General features: G+C 71.9%; 17 protein-coding genes and 1 pseudogene. 11 read left to right on the top strand and 7 right to left on the bottom strand.

Annotated features, from left to right (window positions below):
* Window positions 1-369: 369 nt before the first annotated feature.
* The 7 genes from ACFY8O_RS28795 to ACFY8O_RS28765 all read left to right on the top strand — a co-directional run bounded on the left by ACFY8O_RS28795 (window position 370) and on the right by ACFY8O_RS28765 (window position 7,696).
* A complete protein-coding gene (locus tag ACFY8O_RS28795) occupies window positions 370-3,282 on the top strand; it encodes a Na+/H+ antiporter subunit A (RefSeq protein ID WP_387907409.1) in 2,913 nt (970 codons plus the stop codon).
* Window positions 3,279-3,872, top strand: coding sequence for a Na(+)/H(+) antiporter subunit C (locus ACFY8O_RS28790; RefSeq protein ID WP_145808431.1), 594 nt, complete (start codon window positions 3,279-3,281; stop codon window positions 3,870-3,872). The genes ACFY8O_RS28795 and ACFY8O_RS28790 overlap by 4 nt, the downstream gene beginning before the upstream one ends.
* Window positions 3,869-5,518, top strand: a complete 1,650-nt coding sequence (locus ACFY8O_RS28785) for a Na+/H+ antiporter subunit D (RefSeq protein WP_145808429.1) — start codon at window positions 3,869-3,871, stop codon at window positions 5,516-5,518. The genes ACFY8O_RS28790 and ACFY8O_RS28785 overlap by 4 nt, the downstream gene beginning before the upstream one ends.
* Window positions 5,515-6,147 (top strand): Na+/H+ antiporter subunit E, encoded by a 633-nt coding sequence (locus ACFY8O_RS28780; protein WP_145808427.1) that lies wholly within the window; start codon window positions 5,515-5,517, stop codon window positions 6,145-6,147. Before ACFY8O_RS28785 ends, ACFY8O_RS28780 begins: the two co-directional genes overlap by 4 nt.
* Entirely contained in the window at window positions 6,144-6,467 is a 324-nt protein-coding gene (locus ACFY8O_RS28775; RefSeq protein ID WP_145808425.1) for a monovalent cation/H+ antiporter complex subunit F, read from the top strand. Before ACFY8O_RS28780 ends, ACFY8O_RS28775 begins: the two co-directional genes overlap by 4 nt.
* Window positions 6,464-6,859: a monovalent cation/H(+) antiporter subunit G gene (gene mnhG, locus ACFY8O_RS28770; protein WP_145808423.1), complete on the top strand. Its 396-nt coding sequence runs from the start codon at window positions 6,464-6,466 to the stop codon at window positions 6,857-6,859. Before ACFY8O_RS28775 ends, mnhG begins: the two co-directional genes overlap by 4 nt.
* Before the next feature lie 105 nt (window positions 6,860-6,964).
* Window positions 6,965-7,696: a CDP-alcohol phosphatidyltransferase family protein gene (locus ACFY8O_RS28765; protein ID WP_145808421.1), complete on the top strand. Its 732-nt coding sequence runs from the start codon at window positions 6,965-6,967 to the stop codon at window positions 7,694-7,696.
* On the opposite strand, the gene ACFY8O_RS28760 is transcribed toward ACFY8O_RS28765, so the two are convergent.
* The gene (locus ACFY8O_RS28760; protein ID WP_145808419.1) at window positions 7,665-8,114 is read right to left on the bottom strand and encodes an adenylyltransferase/cytidyltransferase family protein; all 450 of its coding nucleotides are present in this window, start codon (window positions 8,112-8,114) and stop codon (window positions 7,665-7,667) included. The two genes, ACFY8O_RS28765 and ACFY8O_RS28760, sit on opposite strands and share 32 nt — an antisense overlap.
* A gap of 166 nt (window positions 8,115-8,280) precedes the next feature.
* Between ACFY8O_RS28760 and ACFY8O_RS28755 the strand changes: the two are divergent.
* The 3 genes and pseudogenes from ACFY8O_RS28755 to ACFY8O_RS28745 form a co-directional block, all read left to right on the top strand.
* Window positions 8,281-9,480, top strand: a pseudogene (locus ACFY8O_RS28755) (glycosyltransferase); the annotation flags it as partial.
* A 152-nt stretch (window positions 9,481-9,632) separates the two neighbouring features.
* Window positions 9,633-11,324, top strand: coding sequence for a lipopolysaccharide biosynthesis protein (locus tag ACFY8O_RS28750; RefSeq protein ID WP_387907402.1), 1,692 nt, complete (start codon window positions 9,633-9,635; stop codon window positions 11,322-11,324).
* The gene (locus ACFY8O_RS28745) at window positions 11,321-12,565 is read left to right on the top strand and encodes a hypothetical protein (RefSeq protein WP_387907399.1); all 1,245 of its coding nucleotides are present in this window, start codon (window positions 11,321-11,323) and stop codon (window positions 12,563-12,565) included. Before ACFY8O_RS28750 ends, ACFY8O_RS28745 begins: the two co-directional genes overlap by 4 nt.
* Here ACFY8O_RS28745 and ACFY8O_RS28740 read toward each other — a convergent pair.
* The gene (locus tag ACFY8O_RS28740) at window positions 12,534-14,072 is read right to left on the bottom strand and encodes a hypothetical protein (protein WP_387907396.1); all 1,539 of its coding nucleotides are present in this window, start codon (window positions 14,070-14,072) and stop codon (window positions 12,534-12,536) included. The genes ACFY8O_RS28745 and ACFY8O_RS28740 overlap by 32 nt on opposite strands.
* A gap of 108 nt (window positions 14,073-14,180) precedes the next feature.
* Here ACFY8O_RS28740 and ACFY8O_RS28735 point away from each other — a divergent pair, with 108 nt between their 5' ends.
* The gene (locus ACFY8O_RS28735) at window positions 14,181-15,344 is read left to right on the top strand and encodes a glycosyltransferase (protein ID WP_387907395.1); all 1,164 of its coding nucleotides are present in this window, start codon (window positions 14,181-14,183) and stop codon (window positions 15,342-15,344) included.
* Window position 15,345: 1 nt separating this feature from the next.
* On the opposite strand, the gene ACFY8O_RS28730 is transcribed toward ACFY8O_RS28735, so the two are convergent.
* The 5 genes from ACFY8O_RS28730 to gmd form a co-directional block, all read right to left on the bottom strand.
* A complete protein-coding gene (locus ACFY8O_RS28730) occupies window positions 15,346-16,173 on the bottom strand; it encodes a glycosyltransferase family 2 protein (protein ID WP_387907392.1) in 828 nt (275 codons plus the stop codon).
* Window positions 16,170-16,871, bottom strand: a complete 702-nt coding sequence (locus ACFY8O_RS28725; protein WP_387907390.1) for a hypothetical protein — start codon at window positions 16,869-16,871, stop codon at window positions 16,170-16,172. Before ACFY8O_RS28725 ends, ACFY8O_RS28730 begins: the two co-directional genes overlap by 4 nt.
* Window positions 16,868-19,123, bottom strand: coding sequence for a LamG-like jellyroll fold domain-containing protein (locus ACFY8O_RS28720; protein ID WP_387907388.1), 2,256 nt, complete (start codon window positions 19,121-19,123; stop codon window positions 16,868-16,870). Before ACFY8O_RS28720 ends, ACFY8O_RS28725 begins: the two co-directional genes overlap by 4 nt.
* Window positions 19,120-19,509 carry a DNRLRE domain-containing protein gene (locus ACFY8O_RS28715; protein ID WP_387907386.1) on the bottom strand — a complete coding sequence of 130 codons (390 nt, stop codon included), beginning with the start codon at window positions 19,507-19,509 and terminating at the stop codon, window positions 19,120-19,122. Before ACFY8O_RS28715 ends, ACFY8O_RS28720 begins: the two co-directional genes overlap by 4 nt.
* Window positions 19,510-19,778: 269 nt before the next feature.
* A complete protein-coding gene (gene gmd, locus ACFY8O_RS28710) occupies window positions 19,779-20,792 on the bottom strand; it encodes a GDP-mannose 4,6-dehydratase (RefSeq protein ID WP_387907384.1) in 1,014 nt (337 codons plus the stop codon).
* Window positions 20,793-20,808: the final 16 nt, after the last annotated feature.

The following is a 20,808-nucleotide window of genomic DNA, read 5'->3' as shown; positions in this document are numbered from 1 at the left end:
GGCGCCGCGACCAGGTCCCGCGAGGGCGGCGGCGTCACCGTGAACGCTGACGCGCACTGCCGGCTGAGGGTGACCGAAGGGGGCCGCGGGATGGCGGACGAGGTGCCCGACGAACCGTCACACCTGTCCGTCGACGCCGACCGGGTGTTCCGCCCGCGGGAGGGCGTCGTACCGGAGGAACCCCACGTCATGCCGTGTGGCCGTCGCCGGACAGGGCACACGCCGTTCTGTGACCACGACGGGACGAGAGCGGCCCCCCACCGAGGCGGACCCTGACCAGTGGGCCGCGGACCGCGCGGCGCGCCGGACGGGTGAACCGCGCCAGGGGATATATCTGTATTCGGTGCCCTTTGTTCCGGATTTCCCGTCGTGATCGTACTCATCCTCAGCCACTTCGCCCTTGCGGCGTGTGCGGCGCCCCTGGTCCGGCGCCTCGGCAGATACGCCTTCGCCGTGCTCGCGCTGCCCCCCGCCGCCACCACCGTCTGGGCGGTCACCGAGTGGACGGGGACCGAGTCCGGACGCGCCGTCACCTGGTCCTGGGAGTGGATCGGCACGTACGACGTGTCCGTCGCCCTGCGTCTGGACGCCCTCGCCGAGCTGATGGTGCTGCTCGCCGCCGGGGTGGGCATGCTCGTCCTGCTGTACTGCGTGTCCTACTTCGGGGACGACGCACCCCAACTGGCCTCCTTCGCGGGGAACCTGCTGGCCTTCGCCGGCGCCATGCTCGCGCTCGTCCTCGCCGACGACCTGATCACCCTCTACGTGTTCTGGGAACTGACCACGGTCTTCTCCTACCTGCTCATCGGCTACAACAGCGAACACAAGAAGAACCGGCGCTCCGCCCTCCAGGCGCTCACCGTCACCACGCTGGGCGGCCTCGCGATGCTGATCGGCTTCCTGATCCTGGGCGAGGCCGCCGGCACCTACCGGATCTCCGCGATCGTCGCCGACCCTCCCGCACCGACCCTCGCCGTGTCCGTCGCCGTCGTCCTCGTGCTGTGCGGGGCCCTGTCCAAGTCGGCGATCTGGCCCTTCAGCCTCTGGCTGCCCAACGCCATGGCGGCGCCCACCCCCGTCAGCGCCTATCTGCACGCCGCGGCGATGGTCAAGGCCGGCGTCTACCTGATCGCGCGCCTCGCGCCCGGCTTCGCCGACGTCCCCGTATGGCGGCCCACGGTCCTGGTGCTCGGCGGAGCGACCATGCTCCTGGGAGGCTGGCGGGCGCTGCGGCTGCACGACCTGAAGCTCGTGCTCGCCTACGGCACCGTCAGCCAGCTCGGTTTCCTCACGGTGCTCGCCGGTGCGGGGAACCGGAACGCGGCTCTGGCGGCCGAGGCGATGATCCTGGCCCACGCCCTGTTCAAGGCGGCTCTCTTCCTCGTCACCGGCATCGTGGACCACGCGACCGGCACCCGGGACCTGCGGGTGCTCTCCGGCGTCGGCCGCGCCATGCCCGCCACGTGCGCGGTCGCGGTGCTCGCCGCCGCCTCGATGGCCGCGCTGCCGCCGCTCCTGGGATTCGCCGCCAAGGAAGCCGCACTCGACGCCCTGCTGCACGGCGACACCGCCGACCGCTGGACCCTGGCGGTCGTCGTCGCGGGCTCGGCGCTGACCGTCGCCTACACCCTGCGCTTCGTGTGGGGGGCCTTCGCCCGTAAGCCGGGGCTCGCCGACACCCCCGCCCACCGCGTCGGCGCCCTCCTGGCGGCGCCCGCCGTACTCTCCGTCGCAGGGCTGGTGCTGGGCCCCGGCGTGGGATGGACGGACCCGCTGTTCGCCACGTACGCCGACGCCTTCACCGCCCCGGCCCACCCCTACCACCTCGCGCTCTGGCACGGCCTCGGGACGGCCCTGCTGCTGTCCGCGGTGACCTGGGTGGCCGGGGCCGTGCTCTTCGCCGCACGCGCGCGGGTCACCCGTGTCTCCCGCCGCGTCGCCTGGCCGACCGCGGACAACGTCTTCGGGTACCTCCTGCTCGGACTGGAACGCCTCGCCCTCCAGGTCACCGGCTTCGTCCAGCGCGGTTCCCTCTCCGGCTACCTCGCCATCACCCTGCTCGTGATGCTGGCCGGCCAGCTCGCGGTCATGGTCACGGACCGGCCCTGGGAAGGAGCGGTCGCCCCCCGGCTGTGGGACGTCCCCCTCCAGGGTGCGGTGGCCGTGCTGACCTGCGCCGCCGCGCTCTCCTGCCTGACCGTCAGCCGCCGCATGAAGGCCGTCGTCCTGGCCGGACTCACGGGATACGGGGCGGCGCTGCTCTTCGTCGTGCAGGGCGCCCCCGACCTGGCACTCACCCAGTTCTGCGTCGAGACGGTGTCGATGATCGTGTTCGTCCTGGTCCTGCGCCGGATGCCGGTCCGTTTCGAGGAGTCGATCGGCACCTGGCGGCGGGCCCTGCGCATCCCGGTGGCGCTGGGCGCCGCGGCGACGATCGGCGTGGCCGTCTGGGTGACCGGAGCCGCGCGCATCGCGGAGCCCGCCGGCGCGGCGATGGTCGAGGAGGTCGCCCACCACGGCCTGAAGGACGTGGTGGCCACCATCCTGGTCGACCTGCGGGCCTGGGACACCATGGGGGAGTCCGCCGTCCTCGCGGCCGCGGCGATCGGGGTCACCAGTCTCATCTACCTGCACCGCCGCAGCGAGGACTCCTCCAGCAGGGAGGAACTGCGCGGGGCGACCGCCTGGGCGCTGTCCGCCTCGAAACTGTCCGGCCTGCCCCAGGGCGACGACACCGCACCCGAACGGGACTGGCTGGCCGCGGGATCCACCCTCGCGCCCGAACACCGCTCCGTCGTCTTCGAAGTGGTCGGCCGGCTGCTCTTCCACCCCATCCTGGTGCTCTCCCTCTACCTGCTGTTCTGCGCGGAGAACATGCCGGGCGGCGGCTTCGTCGCCGGGCTCGTGGCCGGGCTCGGCCTCATCACCCGCTACCTGGCGGGCGGCCGGTTCGAGCTCGCCGAGGCCGCGCCGTTGCAGCCCGGCCTCTTCACCGGCCTCGGACTCTTCGTCTCCACCGGTGTCGCCCTGGGCGGCCTCGCCGAGGGGACGGTGCTGCACGCCTGGACCTACCACGGGCATCTTCCCGTCTTCGGCGACTACCACCTGAGCAGCTCGGTCCTCTTCGACTTCGGCGTCTACCTGCTGGTCCTCGGTGTGGTCCTGGACATCGTGCGGGCGCTGGGCGCCAAGATCGACCGGCAGATCGAGCGGGCGGCGGGCGCACTGGTCCCCACCACCGGCACGGGGCCCGGCACCGGGAAGGGGGAGCCGAACCGATGACCATGAGCGCCTCGCTCCTCGCCACGGCCGTCGTCCTCTGCGCGGTCGGCGGCATCCTCATGCTCACCCGCCCGCTCACCCGCATCCTGCTCGGCGCGGTCATCGCCGGGAACGGCATCAACCTGCTGGTCCTCTCGGCGACCGGCTCGGCGGGCGCGGCGCCCCTGCTCTACGGTGTGCCGCTGCGCCGCGTCACCGACCCGCTGCCCCAGGCCATCGCCCTCACCGCCATCGTCATCACCCTGGCCACCACCGCCTTCCTGCTCGCCATGGCCTACCGCAGCTACCAGCTGACCGGCACCGACGAGGTCCACGACGACCTGGAGGACCGGCGCATCTACCTGCGCGCCGAGGTGCTCGGGGAGCGGGCCGAGCTCCGGGAGGAGTACCGGGCGGAGTCCGGCCGCACCCGGTCGGAGCGCGCACGCTACCGCCAGGAGCACCGCCGGCTGGTCGCCCGGCTGCGCGCCGACCGCGCCCGTCAGGCCCGCGGCCGGGACGCCGGCGGCGACCTGTGGCACGACGTGCTGGGAGCCGACCCGGAGGACTACGTGAACGACCAGGACCACGACCGAGGAGCCGCCGGATGAACGCGCTCGTCCCCCTGCCGGTGCTGCTGCCGCTCTGCGCGACCGGGGTGAGCCTCACGTTCGGCACCCGCCTCGCACGTTTCCAGCGCTTCATCAGCGTCGCGGTCCTCACCGCCGTACTCGCCCTCTCGGTGACCCTGATGATCGCCGCGGACCGGCAGGGGCCGCTCTCCGTGCACCTCGGTGACTTCGCCCCGCCGCTCGGCATCACACTGGTCGCCGACCGGCTGTCCGGACTGATGCTGACCGTCTCCTCGGCGGTCACCCTGTCCGTCCTCGTCTACTCGCTCGGCCAGGGCATGGCGGACCGGGACAAGGAGACTCCGGTCGCCGTCTTCCATCCCGCCTACCTCATCCTGGTCGCCGGGGTCTCCCTCACCTTCATCGCCGGCGACCTGGTCAACCTCTATGTGGGCTTCGAGATCATGCTGGTCGCCAGCTTCGTCCTGCTCACGCTCGGCGGGACCGGGCCCCGCATCCGGGCCGGCTCCACGTACGTGATCATCTCGCTGTTCTCCTCGATGCTCTTCCTGACGGCGATCGCCATGACGTACGCCGCCACGGGCACGGCCAACTTCGCCCAGCTGGCCGTCCGGCTGCCCGACCTCTCCCTGGGCGTGCAGACCCTGGTGCAGGCCATGCTGCTCACCGTGTTCGCCGTCAAGGCCGCCGTGTTCCCGCTGGCCGCCTGGCTCCCCGACTCCTACCCGACCGCGCCCGCGCCCGTCACCGCCGTCTTCGCGGGCCTGCTGACGAAGGTCGGCATCTACTGCATGCTGCGCACCGAGACCCTGCTCTTCCCCGGCAACCGGCTCGGTGACCTGCTCATGGCCGTCGCCCTCGCCTCGATGATCGTGGGCATCCTCGGGGCGGTCGCCCAGACCGACCTGAAGCGGCTGTTCTCCTTCACGCTGATCAGCCACATCGGTTACATGGTCTTCGGCATCGGCCTCGCCACCCGTGAGGCGTACGGCGGCGCCATCTTCTACGTGGCCCACCACATCACCGTCCAGACCACCCTCTTCCTGGTCGCCGGACTCATCGAGCGCCGGGGCGGCACCAACGAGCTCACGAGGCTCGGCGGACTCGCCAGGGCCGCCCCGCTGCTCGCGGTCCTCTTCTTCCTCCCCGCGATGAACTTCGCCGGGATTCCCCCGCTCTCCGGCTTCATCGGGAAGCTCGGGCTCATGCGGGCCGGCGTCGCCGACGGCAGTGTCTGGGCCTGGATCCTCGTCACGGGAGCGACGGTGACGAGTCTGCTCACGCTGTACGTCATGGCCAAGATCTGGAACCTGGCCTTCTGGCGCACCGAGCCGCCGGGCCAGGCCGCCTACGGCACCGTCCTGGAGACGTCCGACGACACCGACGACGACGATGCCGACACCGGGCCCGACCGCATCCCCGGCACCGGGGACGAAGGGGTGGGGCCCTCCCCGGCCGGGCAGCCGGTGGCGGCCACCCTCCAGGGCCGGGCCGTCACCACCACGATCCACCCGCCGAAGGCCATGACCGGCGCCACCGCGGGCGCCGTCGTGCTCGGCCTCGCCTTCACCGTGCTGGCCGGTCCGCTGACAGCCTTCACCGACCGCTCGGCAGCCGAACTCATCGCGCGCCGCCCCTACGTGGAGGAGGTGCTCGGTCCATGAGGCGACTGATCACCCTGTCGTACCGCAATCCCGAACTGCCCCCCTACAGCGTTCAGTTCGCCGGCCGCCGGCGCCGGGTGCTCGACCTCCCGCTGATCGCCTGGCTCACTCTCATCTGGGTCCTGCTGTGGTCCACGCTGACCTGGGCCAACGTCGTCACCGGGGTGGCGGTCGCCGTCGCGGTCTGCCTCGCCTTCCCGCTGCCGCAGGTCGACCTGGGGCTCCGGCTGCACTTCTGGGGCATCCTCAGGCTCGCCGGTTATCTGCTCTACGACATGTACACCTCGGGGGTGAGGGTCACCCGGCAGATCTTCTCCGACCACCCTCACCGGCCCGCCGTCATCGGCGTACCGCTGCGCTGCCGCAGCGACCTGATGCTCGCCGCCACCGCCGTCACCGTGTCCAACGTGCCCGGAGGCTCCGTGGTCGAGGTGCGCAGAGCCACGGCCACCCTCTTCCTGCACGTCCTGGACGCGGACGAGCCGGCGCAGCTGGAGGCCGCCCGGAATTCGGTCTGGAAGCTGGAGGAGCTGACGGTACGGGCGTTCGGCACGCCGGACGAGATCGCGCGGGTGGGCGAGCCACCCCCGCCGGTCCCCGGATCCGACCACGTGGAGGAGGACGCATGAGCGGCCCCGAGACCGTCGACCGGGTGCTGATGACCGCCGCCGTCGTCTTCGTCGTCGTCGCGGTCGCGCTCCTGTTCGTCCGGATCAGCCGCGGTCCCTCGATGCTCGACCGGGCCATCGGCCTCGACGTGTTCGCGGCCGTGGTCATCGCGGGACTGGGCGCCAAGTCCGCCTTCGCCCGGGACTCGTTCTACTTCCCGATCATGCTGGTGCTCGCGTTCCTGGGGTTCACCGGGTCGGTGGGCATCGCCCGTTTCATCGCCGTACGGGACAAACCGCTGGCGCACCGCAGGCCCGCGGGCGGGAAGGGGGAGAAGTGAGCGTCTGGCTGCAGATCATGGACACGGCCGGGGCGGCCCTCGTGTTCTTCGGCGCGGCGATCTGCCTCCTCGGGGTGGTCGGCATGCTGAAGCTGCCGGACGTCCTCTCGCGCAGTCACGCGGCGACCAAGCCGCAGACCCTCGGGCTGCTCCTGGTCCTGGCGGGTGTCGCGCTGCGGCTGCGCGGCGGCATGGACGTGGCGACGCTCGCCCTCATCGGGTTCTTCCAGCTCATGACGGGTCCGGTGGCGGCCCATCTGGTGGCGCGGTCCGCGTACCGGACCGGCCAGATCGAGCGGGGCGAGCTGCTCTTCGACGACCTGGACGCACAGCTCACGCGCCAGGATCCGGAACCGGACGAGGACACGGGCGCGGCGGACGGGCGGGGCTGAGCCCCCGGGAGCCGACGTCGCGCCCGCCCGCGTCCGCGTATCTCCCCGCACGGCACATCGTTTCTGCCATGATGCGACGGGAAACCACCGGGCGCTGGGGGGCGTATGTCGGGTACGGGTACGGTGCTGCGCGAACTGCGCGGCGCACAGAAGTCGTCCAAGGGTGTCTCGCTCTACTCGCGATACGTGAACCGGCCGGCCGGCCGCCTGCTTGCCGCAGGGGCGTACCGCGCCGGGCTGACACCCAACCAAGTCACGCTGGTCAGCGCCGCGTTCACCTTCGCGGCGATCGCCGCCGTGGCGCTCGTGCAGCCGTCCTGGCGGCTCGGCGTGCTCGTCTACGCGGGCCTGGCCGTCGGCTTCGCCTTCGACTCGGCCGACGGGCAGCTCGCCCGGCTGACCGGGCGGGGAGGGCCGGACGGCGAGTGGCTCGACCATGTCGTGGACTGCGCGAAGATGATCCTCGTCCACGCCGCCGTGCTGGTCTCGTTCCACCGCTTCGCCGAACTGCCCGGTGAGGGCTGGCTCCTGCTGCCTCTGGGCTTCCTGTTCGTGGCCGTGCTCACGTTCTGCGCGGGACTGCTGAGGGAGCAGCTCGGCAAGGCGGCGCCCCGTGCGGCACCCGCTCCCGCGGGCCCTGCGGCTCCGGTGTCCCGGGTGCGGGCCGTGGCGCTGCTGCCTGCGGACTACGGGGTGTTCTGCCTTGTCTTCCTGCTGCTCGGCGCACCCGGGGCGTTCCGCGCCGGGTACGCCGCACTCGCGGTCGTACACGCCGTCTTCCTCGTGGCGTTCCTGGGCAAGTGGTTCAGGGAGCTGAAAGCGCTCCGGGCCGGCTGACGAGGACGTCCAGTGCACGGCGCAGCTGGGTGCTGGACGTGTGCACGGTGTACGGGAAGTAGACGACCTCCACGCCGACTTCGGCGAAGTCCCGCTCCAGGCGTTCGCCCTTCTCCGTGCCCCGCCAGTCGTCGCCCTTGAAGATCACGTCGAAGCGGACCTGCTGCCAGGTCTCCACCTTGTCCGGGACGGTCTCGACGAAAGCGGCGTCCACATGGCGCACACTGCGCACGATCTCCAGCCGCTCGGTCAGCGGGATCACCGGCTTGTGGCCCTTGGCCAGCGCGGCCATCTCGTCGGACACCACCCCTGCCACCAGGTAGTCGCACTGACTGCGGGCATGCCGCAGGATGTTCAGGTGCCCGACATGGAACAAGTCGTACACCCCCGGCGCGTATCCGACCCTGTGCTGCACCATCCGTTCTCTCCCCCCACGGTGGAACTGGTGCAACGACCTTACTGTGAAGAACACTTGTGCAACCCGTGAACGGATAAGCTCGGCGAAGAGGCTGTTCCGGGGGGAAGGCGATCATCCGTTGTCCGCTGATGAGCATCAGAGACCGTTCGAGAACCGCAGACTCCTTGTGGTCTCCACGAACTACGCCCCCGAGGTGACGGGCATCGGGCCGTACGCCACGCAGCTCGCCGAGCACTGGGCCGCGTCGGGGGCCAGGACCGAGGTCCTGACCGGAATGCCGCACTACCCGGCCTGGCGCGTGGACGGGCGCTACCAGGGGGTGTGGAGCAGGGTGGAGAGCCGCGAGGGCGTACGGGTGCACCGCAGGCGCCACTACGTGCCGCCCCGTCAGACCGCCCTGCGCAGAGCGGCGTTCGAGGCCTCGGTCCTCGCCCACGGCATCCTCGCCCCGCCACCGGGCCGCCCCGACGCGGTGGTCTCCCAGATGCCGAGCCTCGCGGGCGGTGTCATCGCCGCCCGGCTGGCGCGCCGCCACCGTGTTCCCCACATACCCGTCGTCCAGGACCTGATGGGTGCCGCGGCGGCGCAGAGCGGGATACGGGGCGGGGGCAGGGCCGCCGCCGTCGCCGCGAAGGCGGAGCGTTACGCGCTGCGCGGAGCCGCTCTCGTGGGGGTGATCCACGAGAGCTTCGTGGAGGGCGTCACCGCACTCGGCGTGGACCCCGGACGCATCCGTGTCGTCCCCAACTGGACACACGTGGAAAGGCCTTCGGCCGACCGGGCCGCCACCCGGAGCCGGCTGGGCTGGCGGCAGGGCACCCCGGTGCTCCTGCACTCCGGCAACATGGGCCTCAAGCAGGGCCTCGACGTCCTGGTCGGGCTCGCGCGCCTGGCCCCGGACGTCCGGGTCGTGCTGATGGGCGACGGCAACCAGCGCGACGGACTGCGCGAGCTCGCAGCGGGGCTGCCCAATCTGGACTTCCTGCCGCCCGCGGGCGCGGACGAGTTCACCGATGTGCTCGCCGCGGCGGACGTGCTCGCGGTGACGCAGCGGGCCTCCGTGCTCGACATGAGTGTGCCGTCCAAACTCACCTCGTACTTCGTCTCCGGACGCCCCGTCGTCGCCTCCGTGGCCGGTGAGGGCGGAACGGCCGACGAGGTGCGCCGCTCGGGAGCAGGCGTCCTCGTGGCCCCCGAGGACCCGGCCGCACTCCTGGCCGCCGTACGCGCACTGGTCGCGGACCCGGAGGCCGCGGACGCCCTGGGTGCCCACGGCCCGCGCTACGTGGCGGAGCATCTCAGCAGGGAGGCGGGCCTCGCCCGCTTCGACGCCCTGCTCACCGAGGCACTCGGCGACGCACGGGGCGGTCGTGTACGGACCGGGGGCGCGGGGGCCGGGGACGACGTACGGGCCGGGGCGGGGGATGCCGCGGGCGACGTACGGGCCGGGGCGGCGGACGCCGGGGACGCGCCGGCCGGGGAAGCAGAGCCTGGGGACGCACAAGGGAGAGCACGCCGATGAGCCATCCGATCCGTCCCCTGGACGACCAGGACGAACCGGCGCTGTTGCGCGATCAGTTCCGCCAGCTCCTGCGCTACCGGGCCCTCCTGGCCGGGGGAGTCGTCGTCGGCCTGCTCGGCGGCGGCTTCCTCGCCCTGAGCGGCGACGACACCTTCACCGCGACCGGCGAGGTGCAGGTGCGCTCCGCGACCTCCGACCCCTTCGCCACCGGCGCCTCCGCCGACAAGGGCATCAACATCGGCTCGGAGCGTCAGACCGCGGTCAGCGACACCGTGGGTGACCTGGCCGCCGCCACCCTGCTCAAGGAGGGCGACGACGTCACCGCCCGGAAGCTGCTGGCCGGGCTCCAGGTCACCAACCCGCCCAACACTCTCACCCTGCGCTTCTCCTACACCGGCGCGGCCCCCGAGCAGGCCCGTTCCCGCGCCGAGGCCCTGGCCAACGCCTACCTCGCCCACCGCAAGGCGCGGACGCAGGAAAGCATCGACAACATGGCGAACGGCTACCGCGCCCAGCTCGAACCGCTGGAGGAGAAGCGCGACCTGCTGGAGGAGCGGACGGGTGTCGACGCGGCGGACGACGTCAGCAGCGCCCGCGCCAACATCATCGTCTCCATCTCCGAGCTGAGCCGGAAGATCTCCGAGCTCAAGGCGCTGGACACCACCCCCGGCTATCTCAACAAGAAGCCCGTCGCACCCACCGAGCCCACCGGGGCCGGACTTCCCCTGCTGCTCGGGCTCGGCGCCGTCGTCGGGCTGGCACTCGGGCTGCTGCTGTCCTGGGTCCGCCTCGTCTTCGACCCCGCCGTGCGCTCCCCCCGCGAGCTCGTCCGCTCGCTCGGGGGCCCGCTGCTCGGCACCCTGCCCAGGGAGCGCGGGGCCGTGGGCACCCTGCTGGCCATCGGGCGCAGCGGCTCCCGGCTGGCCGAGGAGTACCGGGCCGTGGCGTTCCGGCTCGCCTACGACCCATCCTTCGCGGAGAGCCGCCGCCTCCTGGTCACCGCCCCGCGCGGTGACAACGCCGCCGCCGCTGCCGCCGCGGTCAACCTGGCGGCAGCCTTCGCCGAGATGGGCCGTGACGTGCTGCTCGTCGAGGCGGACCTGCGCACCCCCTCGCTCGCACGCGATCTCGGTTCCTCCGCCCACGAGGTCCGGCCGCCCCGCTGGGCCGCCGGCGAGGAGGGCGACGGCAGCTGGCCGACGGGCGCCCGCTTCAACGTCGACGTGCCCGGCTCCGGCGCATTCGCCCTGATCGCCGGGGTCACCGTGGACAACGTGCCGCGCGCCCTGACCTCCGTCCCGGTGGGCCGCATCGTCGCCGAGGCCGACCGCCCCGGAGCGGTGGTCATCGTGCTGGCCCCGCCGGTGCTCTCGTACGCCGACGCGGTCGCCCTCGTCGACCGGGTCGAGGGCGTCATGATCGTCTGTGACCCGCGTGAGGTGCACCGCAGCGACCTGGAACGCATCCGCGAGATCATCAGCGCCTCCGGCGGCTCGGTGCTCGGCGCCCTGCTCCATCCCGGCCGGGGCCGCCTGCGCCGCGTGGAGCACCGGCCCCGGTCCGCCCGGCGCCGCACCGGTGGCGGGCCAGGGACCCCGGCCGCCGCGGCGGACGCGCCGGGGACCACGGGGGATCCCGCCGAGACCATGGGCCTGCGCTCCTTCACCCTTCCGGGGGCGCGCCGGTGAGAGCCCGTACCGCGATCCTCTGCTCGGTCGCGGACCAGGGCGTGGCCGCGCTCACCAACATCCTGGTGCTCGTCGCCGCCGCCCGGCTCTCCACCGTGGCCGACTTCGCCCGCTTCTCCGCCGTCTACCTCGTCTTCACGGTGCTGCTGGGCGTCTCGGGCGCCTACACGGGGCAGCCGCTCGTCCTGCGGCGCGGCGCGGGGGAGGCCACCCAGGGCGCCTGCCGCTCGGCCGTCGTCCTCACGGTGGCGGCTGCGGCGGCGCTCGGCGCGCCGCTGGCAGCCGTGTGCCTCGCCGTCCCGGGGGAGACCGCCCGCGCGCTGACGATGCTCGGTCTCGTCCTGCCGGTGGTGCTGGGCCAGGACGTCCTGCGCTACGCCTTCTCCACGCTCCAGCTGCCCCATCTGGCGCTGACGGCCGACCTGGTGCGGCTGCTCTGCGTCCTCGGCGCCCTGTCCGTCCAGCAGTACGGTGCCGGTCCCGCCCGTCTGATCCTGGTCTGGGGGCTGTCCGCCCTGCCGGCCCTCGGGCTGTCCGCCCTTCTGCTGCACCGCTCGACCGCCGGGGCGCCCCTGCTGCTGCGCCCGATGCTGCGGCGCGGCCACCTCGGGCGGCGCTTCGTCGTCGAGTTCGGGGTGGGCAACGCGACCAGCCAGCTCTCCGTGCTCGGTCTGGGCGCCGTGGGCAATCCGCTCCTGGTCGGCGCCCTGCGCGGGGCGACCACCCTGTTCGGGCCGCTCAACGTGCTGTTCACCTCCGCCACCTCCTTCGGGCCGCCGCTGCTCGGCCGCATCGCCGGGGAACGGCGCAGGGTGCGGGCGACCGCGGGCCTCGGCGCCCTGCTCGCGGCCACCGCGGCCCTCTGGGCCACCGTGCTCGCCCTGCTGCCGGAGCGGGCGGGGCGTGAGCTCCTGGGCGACACCTGGCCCACGGCCGCCGCCCTGCTCCCCGCGACCGGCAGCCAGTACGCGGCGATGGCCCTCGGCACCTGCGGGCTGCTCGCCCTGCGCATGCTCGACCCGCGCACCACGCTGAGCATCCAGGTGGTGTTCTCCCTCGCCGCCGTGGCGTTCATGGCCGGGGGCTACGCCCTCGGCGGTGTCCCCGGTGCCGCCTGGGGCCTGTGCCTGGGCTCGCTCTGCAAGGCCGTCGCCACCTGGATCCGGGTGGCCCGGATCCGGCGCGGGATACCGGCGCCCGACGAGGCCGTCACCGCCGACGCGCTGCCCTCTGGTCCTTGAACGTGCTGATCAGCAGCAGACACAGCGCGGCGATGGCCAGCTTCCCCGCTGCCTGCAGGAGCGGGCCGCGCAGCAGGATGAAGGTGTATCCGGCGATCAGCGGCGCGGCGATGGCCAGCACACTCCCGGGGCCGGGCCCCGCCCGGGTGACGGCCAGCGCGTAACGGCGGTCGGTGCGCGCCACCGCGTATCCGATCAGTGCGAGCCCGCCGATCACCCCGGACGCTCCGAAGTCGACCCAGAACTCGGTCCACAGCGGGGCCGAGAGGTTCGTCATCCGCAGCCCCATCCACTGCCCGACCCGGACCCCGGTGTCCTCCGGCTTCCCGCTCCACACCGCGCGCGGCACGAAGAACAGGGCGGAGCCCGTCAGCTGGCGGCCGTAGGTGTGGCCCCGGGTGTCGACCCACGAGATGCTGTTGGCGAACATCACCATCTGGTCGTAGTCCTTGGTCACCAGCGGCTCGAAGACCGAGGCCGACTGCGCGGGCCGCTGCCCCGCGTCGTCGTACCGGAACTTGTCGGCGTACGGGAACACCACCAGGGCCCCCACCACCCCCGTCGCCAGCACGATGCGGTAGATCGCCGCACTGCTCGGAAACGCGGTGAACACGAAGGCCAGCAGCACTGTCAGGAACCAGTAACGGGCATTGGACACGGGGTTGTTCACCACAAGGTTCAGCGCCACCGACGCCACCCACACCAGCACCGTCGACGGGGAGCGCCGAGCCCGGTAGGAGGTTGCCAGACGGCGGGTGTAGAAGAGCAGCGCCAGCAGCGCCGGGACCTGTCCGAAGCCCTTGACGAACGCCGAGCCGACGTTGGACCCTTCCGATGCCACCCCGCTCGCCGCGACGGTCTCGTTGATCTCCTGCCGGCTGGAGAAGAAGACCGAGGGCCCGCCCAGCTTCATCACATAGAACGCGCTCGCCGCGAAGGCCAGCAGCACCAGCAGCCGCAGTCGCACCGGATGCGCCACGGCCGGCCCTCCGCCCGGGCCCCGCGTGGAGGGCGGACGGCGCCGCAGCGGTCGCCGCGAGGCCAGCAGCGCCCCCAGGTCGAAGGCGGCACACCCCACCAGGACCATCGCGATGGCCGTGACCAGGTCCTGGCGCGGCCCCACCATCGGCGTCGGCGTCTGCCCGATCACCACCTGGGCGAAGGGCGCCACGCCCATCGCGATGTACACGAACATCCAGAAGACACCCTGGAGCAGCCGCCGCCGGGTGGAGAGGATCATCGTCGCCAGCCGGGCCCCCGCATAGCAGGTCAGCACCAGCTGGAGCCAGTACGCGGTGTCCCGGACCCCGCTGCCGGGCTGGGCGGCGATCACCGCGGGCAGGAAGCACACCAGGCCGAGGATGAGCGGCACGGACAGGGCCCGCGACAGCATCGACCAGGCGATCGGATGCTCGGGCGGCTCCGGGGCGCCACTCCGTCGTGGCCACTGCGGAGACGTGACCGGGCGGGCGGCCTGCTCCTGCGCCGATGTGTGCACCGACGTCATGCGCCCCCCCGGGATCAGTGAACCGCTGAACACTCTAACGAATCACCCCACGTGAGGGGGCGCGATGACTAGTCTGTGAAGTATTAGCCGCAGTTGAGGGGAACTCTGGTGAAAATCCTGCATGTTGTCACGCTCCACACTCCGGACCACGCCTTCGGCGGGCCGACCCGGGTGGCGTTCAACCTCTCCAAGGTCCAGCGGGCGAACGGCGACGACGCACGCGTCATGGCCCTCGGCGACGGCTTCCCCGACGGTGAACTGCCCAGTCACGTGGAGGGTGTTCCCGTCCATCTGTTCCAGGCGCGGCACCTGCTCCCGATGTTCGAGGTCAGTGGCATCACCTCCGCCGCGCTCCTGCGCACCGCACGCCGCATGATGCGGGGCGCCGACCTGGTCCACGTCCATCTGATGCGTGACCTGGTGACCCTGCCGGCGGCGCTCCTCGCGCTCGCGACCCGCACCCCCCTGGTCGTCCAGACCCACGGCATGATCGACCCCACCGAGAAGAAGGTCGCCCAGCTCACGGACGTTCTCGGGGTCCGCAAGGTGCTGCGCGAGGCCGACGCGGTCCTGCACCTCACCGAGATGGAGCGGGTCGACGTGAACGCCGTCGCAGCCCCCGTGCCGCTCACGCGTACCGTGCGGCTGGTCAACGGTGTCCGCCCGCAGGAGCGCAAGCCCGCCCGCGAACCCGGGCGCCCGCCGACCGTGCTTTACCTCGCCCGCATCCAGGAGCGCAAGCGGCCCGAGGACTTCGTCGCCGCGATGCCGCACGTCCTCGCCCGCCACCCGGACGCCCGTTTCGTGCTGGCCGGCCCGGACACGGGCGCGCTGGCCGGCACCCTCGCCCTCGCCAGGAAGCTGGGCGTCACGGACTCCCTCGACCATGTGGGCCCGCTGGAGCACGACGCGGTCCTCTCCGCCGGGCGCGAGGCCGATGTGTACGTGCTGCCGGCGATCGAGGAGCCGTTCCCGGTCTCGGTCCTGGAGGCGATGTCGGTCGGCACCCCGGTCGTCATCACCCGCACCTGCGGGCAGGGCCCCGATGTGTCGGGGGCCGGTGCGGGCCGGGTCATCGACAGCCGGGTCGGCGAGGACGCGGCCAACGCCCGCAAGGTCGCCGACGCGATCCTGGAGCTGCTGGAGCCGGAGGCCGCCGAGCAGGCGGGCAAGGCCGCCTGGCAGCTGGTCAACGACCAGTTCACCATCGAGGCCGTCACCGCCACCCTCCGGGAGACCTACGAGGACGTGGTCCGCCGGAGGGTGCGCTGACTCAACCCGTCCTTCCCTCACGCGACTTCAGAGCGATCTGCCAGCGGTAGAAGCTCATGGCGAGCGCGAAGTCCAGGCCGGCCCGGCCGTCGAGGAAGCCCCGCCGGTAGACGTACATGTAGGCGAAGGACACCAGCGGCTTGAACGGCGCCTTGTGGAAGAGCTGCCCCTGGCGGGACTTCACCTTGCGCACCTGCTCCTTGACCTCGGGGTGGTGCTCCAGCCACGCCTCCCAGTCCGAGTAGCGGTTGTGCCGCTCGAACCAGGCGGTGACGGGGTCCAGGTCCTGGTGCTCGATGGGGTTGCTCAGCGCTTCCGCGGTGGCGGCGACGGGCTGGTAGTGGCCCTCGACCTCTCCGATCCCCGGCGCGGCGAGGTCACCGACCTCCGGGTAGTAGCACTTGGTCCGGTCGGTCAGGGAACGCTTGCGGATCGTGTAGCCGTGCCGGAGCCGCTTGCCCGAGAACCAGTAGCCGAGCGGTATGTCGTACGCCGCCGGCTTGGGGCTGTCCCGGTCGGCGAATATCCGGCGCAACTCCGCCAGCAGCCCCGGACTGAGCCGCTCGTCCCCGTCGAGCAGCAGGATCCAGTCCAGGTCCGTGCGGACGTTCTCCAGGCACCACTGCTTCTTGCGCGGGTGCCCTCCGTCCCAGGTGTACGTGACCACCTCGGCCCCGCACTCCTCGGCGATCTTCGCCGTGTCGTCGGTGCTGTGGGAGTCCACCACGACGACCGCCTCGAAGTGGCCCAGGACCGACTTCACCGCCTCGGCGATGTTCAGGCCCTCGTTCTTCGTGGGGATCGCCACGGCGATGGGCAGCTTGGTCATCCGTTGTCTCCTTGCGGCAGCCAGGCGTAGCAGCCTGTGGAGGTGAAGGTGCGGGCGGAGTCGGCGATGGTGATCTCCACCTGCTTTCCGGTGCCGGAGGAGCCCGCCTCCAGCTCCTTGCCCTTGGCTCCGGCCACCTGCCAGCTGCAGGCCTTGGTGGGGGAGGGCGCCCGGTAGCGCCCGGGTCGCAGGGCGGGGCCCTTGTGCGTGCCGTCGGCGTAGCCGAGCGCCGCCTCGTCGACCAGGTCCTGGTGCTGGGGGCACAGGTGGGTCACGGCGGGCTCCGCGTCGGCGACCTCACCGGAGACGACCGCGGCGACGGCGATGTCCCGGTCGGCCTTGACCAGATAGCGCAGCCGGTCGCAGGTCTCCTGCCCGGTCTGGAGCACCGCGGCCGGGTCCATCCCCTTGGGCACGCGGTCGGTCAGATACTCCTTCTGCTTCTTGGTGAAGGTCCCGGTGGCCGGTGTGATGTCCCCGGCGGGGGCCTTCGGCGTACTGCTGGGCTTCGCGGCCTGCGAGCCGGACGGGGAGGCCGTGGGCCCGGCGACGGAGGGCGCGGCGGAGGCCGCAGCGGACGGCGTGCCACCCGCGGCGGCCTTCCCGCCTCCGTCACCGGACCCGCCGGACGAACCGCAGGCGGCCAGCGCCGCCGTCGCGAGAGCGACGGCGGCGCCGGCCAGGAACGGATACCTCATCCACCCGTCCTCAGGGCGTAGTGCGCGCTGACCGTCGAAGCGCTCAGCGCGGTCGGGTAGACGGCCGTCTCGTCGATCTGACCGGCGAAGAAGTTACTGGTGGGACGGTTGGCCCAGTTGGCCAGGTTGTCTCCGCCGACCCGCCAGTAGCCCGGGTAGTTCTCGTTGGAGGTGTAGAGGAAGTTCGACGCGCGCAGCTGCCCGTCCACGTACAGCGCCACTCCGGCGGGACCCTGCGTGGCGACGACGTGGTGCCACGCGCCGTCGTTGTAGGACCCGTTCGTGGTCACGGTGCGCCGGCCGCCGCTGTAGACACCGAAGACCAGCCGCCCTTCGTTGGTCATGTACACATGCTTGTCGAAGCGGGTGCTGTTCTGCATGGTGAGGTTGCCGAACCCGATGATCTTGCCGCCCCGCGTCGTCGTGGTCTTGATCCAGGTCTCGACCGAGAAGCGGGTGGGCTGCGGGTGACGCTTGTTGCTGTAGGCGTACTCGCTCGCCCCGTCGAAGCCGATCGCGGTCGAGTCGCCCGCGATCGCGGCCGGGGTCTGCCGGTAGGCCGGAGCGTTGCGCAGGAAGCCGTTGTTCAGGGCTCCCGTGGTGTCCGCCGCGAAGGTGGACGCGCCCTCGTCGTAACGCCAGTAGAGCGAGGCACCGTCGGACAGCACCCGCGCCGGATAGGCCTGGGTGGACGAGGCCACCGTCGCGGACTGGGCGGGGGACTTGGCACTGGTGTTGGTGCCGTCGCTCGCCGTGATGCGGTACGAGTGCGTCTCGCCCACCGCCACATCGGTGTCCGTCCACTTCAGCTGCGGGCGGTCCCAGAACAGCGAGTACCCGGTGGTGGTGTGGACGGGTGTGCTCGCCCCGTCCTTGTAGATCCGGTAGGTGAGCTCACCGTCGTCGGTGTCGAAGCTGGTCTGCCACTGGACGTCGATCTGCCCCGGGGTGACCGTGGAGAGACTGACGTTGGGCACCCAGGGCGCCCCGGTGTCCGGGCCGTCGGCGAACCGGGTGAGACCCTGCTGCCCCGCGCCGTTGACGGTGGTGAACTCCCCGCCGACCCACAGGTAGTGGCGTCCGCCCTTGTCGGTCTGGGCCATCACCCGGGGCCCGACGGGCTCACCGAGGCCGTCGTTGGTGTCCGGGAACCAGGGCAGCAGCGTCGGATCGTCGACCGACTGGGCCAGCAGGTGCCTGCGCGGCTGGTCCGGGAACCCGCCCATGCTGGCGCAGTCGTGGGCGTGGCTTCCGCTGTACAGCACGCCCGAATGGGCCAGGACGGCCTGGGTGGCGCCCAGGCAGGTGTCGCGCCAGCGCTGCTGGTAGTCGTCGAGGTCGATCGCGATCCTGCCGTCGAACACCCCGCCGCCGGTCCCCTCGTTGGCGGTGTAGAGCCCGGTGGAGTCCGTCGTGAGGTCCTGCACCGTCGAGGTGTTGGGGATGAAGCCCGGGTAGCTCGTGGTGAGCGCGCCCGTGGTGGCGTCCACCACCGCGAGGGCGTGCGAGATGGTGCCGTTGACGGTGAAGAAGTCACCGCCGAGCGCCACGTGCTGACCGTCGGGGGTCACCTCGACCGCCCGCGCCACCTCGTCGGCGTTCGCCGTCCACGGCAGGAGGTCCGCACCCGTGGTGACGGCGGCGAAGCTGTTCCTCGTCTGGCCGCCCACACTGGTGAAGTCACCGCCCAGATAGACGGTGTCCGCGGTCGCGTCCAGCGCCCGCACCGTCGCCGACACGGCGATCTTGAAGTCCTGGCGCGGGGTGCACGTCGCGGTGTCGACCGCCGCGATGTTGCTGACGCCCACCCCGTTCACCGCGCCGAACTGCCCGCCCGCGTACAGCGTCCCCCCGTCGGGGGAGAGCGCGAGGGCCCGTACGGTCGCCGTGCCCGAGGACAGGGTGAACGACAGGCTGCAGCCCGTCGGCGCGCCCGTCGCCGCGTCGAACGCGGCGAAGTTCACCGCCGGCTGCTCCGATGTGCCCGCCGCCGCGTCCGGAGGGCGGATGGTGGAGAAGGTGCCGCCGGCGTAGACGGTGCCCTCGGTCGCGGCCATCGACCACACGATGCCGTTGGTCTGCCAGGTCGTGAGGTCGTCCGCGGTGATCGCGACCGGCGGTGTCAGCGCCGCCGCCGGGGAGGCCCCGGCCGCTGTCGCGGTCAGGGCTCCGGCGAACAGGCAGAGTGCGGCGGACGCGGCCCGCACACGGCCGCTCCCCCCAGATCTCCGCCCCGTACTTCCGTTCATCATTCATCTCCGAAGGTGAGAACGAGCTGCGGCCGGTAGGCCGCGGTTGCCTCGCTCGACCAGATGCGGAGACTGTCCGTCCCGCTGCTGGTCAGGGCGAGTGAGGTGGCGGAGCCGAGGGCCCCGCCGAGTGCGGACGCGTTCAGTTCCGCCGAACAGTCGGTGGAGACGGAAGCAGCGCCGGTGATGGTCCCCAGCACGGTCGTGGAGAGCGACGGCCGGGTGTCGTGGGTGACCGCCGATTCGGTCCACGCGCCGGTGACCGGCACGATGCTGTGGCTCTCGGCCGAACCCGCCGTCGAGTCCGACGACGTCCGGAAGGTGAGCCGCGCTCCTGAGCACCTGGCCGGCCGGAGCGGACGGCAGGGTGAAGCGCGGATGGCCGACACAGGCCGTGGCGCCCCGGGAGACGAGCCGGCTGTCGTCGTGATTCGTGTTCGCCGCCACGCTGTTGGCGTAGGCGTCCTCGTCCGGGGTGACGTTGACCGTGCTGCCGCCCGGCCCCGGCGGGGTGCCGGCCGGCCGGTGGAGCCGACCGGAGGGGTCGGCGCCGCCGCCGGGGGAGCGGTGGCCGGGGTGGCGCCGAGCGCGCCCGCCGTGAGGGCCAGGGCGGGGAGGAGGGCCCCTCCCCGGACGCGTCCGAGACGTCCGGCCCCTGTCACCGGTCCACCCGGACCGCGGACCCCGCGAGCTGGTCGCTCAGGAGCCTGATGTCCGCGTCCACCATGATCCGTGCCAGCTCGCGGGACTTCACCTCGGGCTTCCAGCCGAGGAGTTCCTCCGCCTTGGAGGCGTCACCGATCAGCGCGTCCACTTCGCTGGGACGCTCGTACTTCGGGTCGTAGCGCACGTGCTCCGTCCAGTCGAGACCGGCGTGCTCGAAGGCGTACTCCAGGAACTGGCGGACGCTGACGCCCTCGCCGGTGGCCACGACGTAGTCGTCGGGCGTGTCGCACTGGAGCATCCGCCACATCGCCTCCACGTACTCGGGGGCGTAACCCCAGTCCCGTACGGCGTCGAGGTTGCCCAGGTGCAGCCGGTCCTGCAGGCCGGCCTTGATCCGGGCGACCCCCCGGGTGATCTTCCGGGTCACGAAGGTCTCGCCGCGGCGCGGGGACTCGTGGTTGAAGAGGATGCCGTTCGTGGCGAACATCCCGTACGCCTCACGGTAGTTGACCGTCGCCCAGTACGCGTACACCTTGGCCACGCTGTACGGGCTGCGCGGGTGGAACGGGGTCTTCTCGTTCTGCGGGGGCGGGCTCGCGCCGAACATCTCGGAGGAGGAGGCCTGGTAGATCCGGGTGTCGATCCCGCTGGCCCGCACCGCCTCCAGGAGCCGTACGGTGCCGAGCCCGGTGACGTCACCGGTGTAGAGGGGGGCGTCGAAGGAGACCCGGACATGGGACTGGGCGCCCAGGTTGTAGACCTCGTCGGGCTGGATGTCGCGCAGCAGGTTCACCAGCGCGACCCCGTCGGAGAGGTCGGCGTGATGGAGCACGAAGGAACGGTTCGCTTCCTCGGGGCCCTGGTAGATGTGATCGATCCGCTCGGTGTTGAAGCTCGACGACCTGCGTATCAGCCCATGGACCGTGTAGCTCTTGTCGAGCAACAGCTCCGCCAGATACGAACCGTCCTGCCCGGTCACACCCGTGATGAGTGCGGTCTTTCCCATGAGTCCCCCTCTGTGG

Source organism: Streptomyces argenteolus (assembly GCF_042902585.1).
GTDB lineage: Bacteria > Actinomycetota > Actinomycetes > Streptomycetales > Streptomycetaceae > Streptomyces > Streptomyces argenteolus.
The sequence above is the reverse complement of the archived record's forward strand: the minus strand, read 5'-3'. Positions and strand labels throughout refer to the sequence as shown.